Genomic DNA, 3,052 nt, shown 5'->3' on the forward strand with positions numbered 1-3,052 from the left:
TGCCACCTCGCGATGTGCCAGGATCGCGGCCATGACCTTGCGCGAAATATCCGTCGTCAGCAGCCGGTCGCGGTTCTTCGTGAACACGGTCGGCCTGCGGCCCGGGGCTTCGCCCGTTCAGGGCTGAATTGGTCCACTGGACCAATTCCGGGACGCCCTTCACCCCAGACCGCGTCGTCGATCCCCAAGCCCACGAACCAGCGGAAAAGCAGATTGTAATCCATCTGCTCCGTGAGCTGCCGCTCGGACCGGATCGAGTAGAGGATCTGCAGCAGGCTTGCTCGGATCAATCGTTCCGGCGCGATCGAGGGGCGGCCCTCCCCGGCGTAGAGGCGATCGAAGTCGGCATTCAGCGAACGAAGCGCATCGTTGACGACAGCGCGGATCTTGCGCAGAGGATGCCGTGCCGGGACGCGTTCCTCAAGGTCGACGTAGCTGAACAGCGATCCCGTCGCCTCGTCCGATCCACGCATCGCCATCTCCACATATGCCGTGATGTCGGTGAATCATGTTCCTCCAACGGCGTCGAGGCAGGNCCGTGATGTCGGTGAATCATGTTCCTCCAACGGCGTCGAGGCAGGTTTTTTTCAGCGGCCTGTTAAGGGTCTTTGATCGTAGAATTTTCTCGCGTCGCAAGCCGAGGAGATTCGGATGAGGAAGAGCCGTTTCACTGAGCCGCAGATCATGGCGGTCCTGGGCCAGGCTGAGAACGGGGTGGCTGTGCCCCAGCTGTGCCGCGAGCACGGGATCAGCACGGCCAGTTTCTACAAGTGGCGGTCCAAGTATGGCGGCCTGGACGGGCGTTGTTGCAGAACGGCGGGCTGAGGTATGAGTGGCCCTTTCCCGTCGGTGCTCAGGCCACGCGGACAACCTCGGCGGTACCGAGCGCGTTGAAGCGATTGATGAGGGCGACCTGGATGTGGATTTCGGCGGCTTGGCGATCGGGATCCTGCGCAGCGATGCGCTTACCAAAAGCCTTCAGGCACCGCATCTTGGCTTCCATGCGGCTGCGGGCGTGATATCCGGTCCACCGCTTCCAGAATGCCCGACCGTAATAGCGCGTGGCGCGCAGGGTTTCGTTGCGCGCCTTGGCAGCCGGGCAGTCCTCTTTCTAAGCCCGACCGTTCCTTCGGATCGGTATGATTGCCGTGCCGCCACGCGCGATGACGGCGCTGTGGCAGCGGCGGGTATCGTAGGCACCATCTGCGGTCACGGTGCCAATGTCCTCGTCCTGCCTGATCTGACCAAGCAGGTCCGGCAGGACGGGGCGCTCGCCTTCCCGGCTCGGGGTGAACTCGACCACGCGGATGTCGGATGTGGTAGTGTCCATCGCCAGATGCACCTTGCGCCATTGGCGACGACCCTGAACGCCATGTTTGCAGGCCTGCCATTCGCCGTCGCCAAGAAACTTGATGCCGGTGCTGTCCACCAGCAGGTTAAGCGGTCCGCCAGCACGGCGATAAGGGATCTGCACCTTCAGGGTCTTCTGCCTGCGGCACAGCATCGAGTAGTTCGGAACAGGCCAATCCAGCCCAGCAACGCGCAGGAGGCTCGCCACCATCCCGGCTGCCTGCCTGAGAGGCAGCTTGAACAGAACCTTGATTGATAGGCAAAACTGGATCGCGGCGTTCGAAAAGACCGGCCGGCGCCCCGCGCGTCCCTCATGCGGCGCGTGCCAGGTCATCTCCTTGTCCAGCCAGATCAGCAGCGACCCGCGCTTCCTGAGCGCATCGTTATAGGTGGACCAGTTCGAGGTGTGGTAGCGGGCGGGCTTCGGCTTGCTCATGGCGTTCGTCTAACCGCATGGATTCCCGATATGAATCCTTCACCAGCCGAGTTCTGCAACAACGCCGCGCAAAGCTTTCGCTGATCGGCTCCGCAAAGCTGGAAAGCCGCACAAGGTCATCGTGACAGCAGTCGCACGAAAGCTCGTCATCCTAGCCAATTCTTTATGCAAAAAAACGACGAGAGTGGAAGCCCCGCCACATCTGACAGATACAGTTGCTAGGGCGTAACTCACGATGCACTAGACTAACGTGAACGTTCGGAGGTATCGTCCAGGCGGACGTTCATCGGCGAAGTCATATCCAATCTATCAAAGTGAGCAAACTAACTCTCTTGTCTAGGATTGTGCGCGCCAGAATATAATTGAGGGAAAATGGCTTCGTTTAAAGGCGTGATGAACTCAACGGTTAATCTTGGGTGTGCGGCTATTGTGGCAATCTGCACTTTTGGGGGAACGCCAAGTAATGCTGCGACATATGGATGCAATGCGGCTGGCGGCTTCTGCGGATACGAACTCGAAGACCTTAGCCTTGTAATGACAAGCGAGCCGCTGTTCTTTGTTGCGCCAGGAACAAGTTGGAGTGATGGCTATCAGGTTACGGCGAGGCTGACAAACTATGGAAGTTCTGACTTCATTGCCAGATACCATGGCGGCACTTCTGATTACATGCAGGGAAACGTGGGGATTTTGTGGGGCGGAGGAAACGCTCCTGGATTATTTGAACTCTCCCCAGGAGCAGATGTGGAGTTTGTTATATCCACTGTGTCTGGACTTAAGAATGTTGGGTCGCCGGTAAGCTATGAACTGGCACCGGCAGAGGCCGGAGATCAGTTCATCATACCAAGAATGTCAATGATGTTCTCTCTGGGTAAAGATCAAGATCCTACTCAGGTAGTTCCACAGTATTATGTGACGATGGGTGGGTATCAGGCAGTTTTTGATGAGAGTCTATTGCCCAGCGTGCCACTTCCAGCATCACTACCACTGATGGCCGCAGGAATGGGCGCACTACTGGTCATGCGGAAACGACGCCAGAACGCGTGAGATCTTCATGCAATCTGGCAGGTTCAGCTAGGCTCAAGACTGACCCGAGACCCGACTCTCCTCCGAATTTCCGGAGAGTCCGCAGGTTGATTTCTGGGGCTATGCGGCACGCATTTCCAGCCTGATCTTCTCTGCAGGGGCGTTGTTGCACTTATCGGTGAGGCGGATTCAGGTTGTGAGTCCTGAGTGTTAGCGTCGAGCCATGCCGAAGCCTTCTTCCCC

General features: G+C 58.2%; 1 protein-coding gene and 3 pseudogenes. 2 read left to right on the top strand and 2 right to left on the bottom strand.

Annotation, left to right across the window (positions count from 1 at the left end):
* Positions 1-473: pseudogene (locus V8J39_RS23435) on the bottom strand (transposase); the annotation flags it as partial.
* A 178-nt stretch (positions 474-651) separates the two neighbouring features.
* Between V8J39_RS23435 and V8J39_RS23440 the strand changes: the two are divergent.
* Positions 652-798 (top strand): annotated as a pseudogene (locus V8J39_RS23440) (transposase); the annotation flags it as partial.
* Positions 799-853: 55 nt separating this feature from the next.
* Here the strand turns inward: V8J39_RS23440 and V8J39_RS23445 are convergent.
* Positions 854-1,786 (bottom strand): annotated as a pseudogene (locus V8J39_RS23445) (IS5 family transposase).
* Between the two features lie 372 nt (positions 1,787-2,158).
* Here V8J39_RS23445 and V8J39_RS23450 point away from each other — a divergent pair.
* A complete protein-coding gene (locus V8J39_RS23450; protein ID WP_336463396.1) occupies positions 2,159-2,830 on the top strand; it encodes a VPLPA-CTERM sorting domain-containing protein in 672 nt (223 codons plus the stop codon).
* Positions 2,831-3,052: the final 222 nt, after the last annotated feature.

The organism is Frigidibacter sp. MR17.24, assembly GCF_037095655.1.
Classification (GTDB): domain Bacteria; phylum Pseudomonadota; class Alphaproteobacteria; order Rhodobacterales; family Rhodobacteraceae; genus Frigidibacter.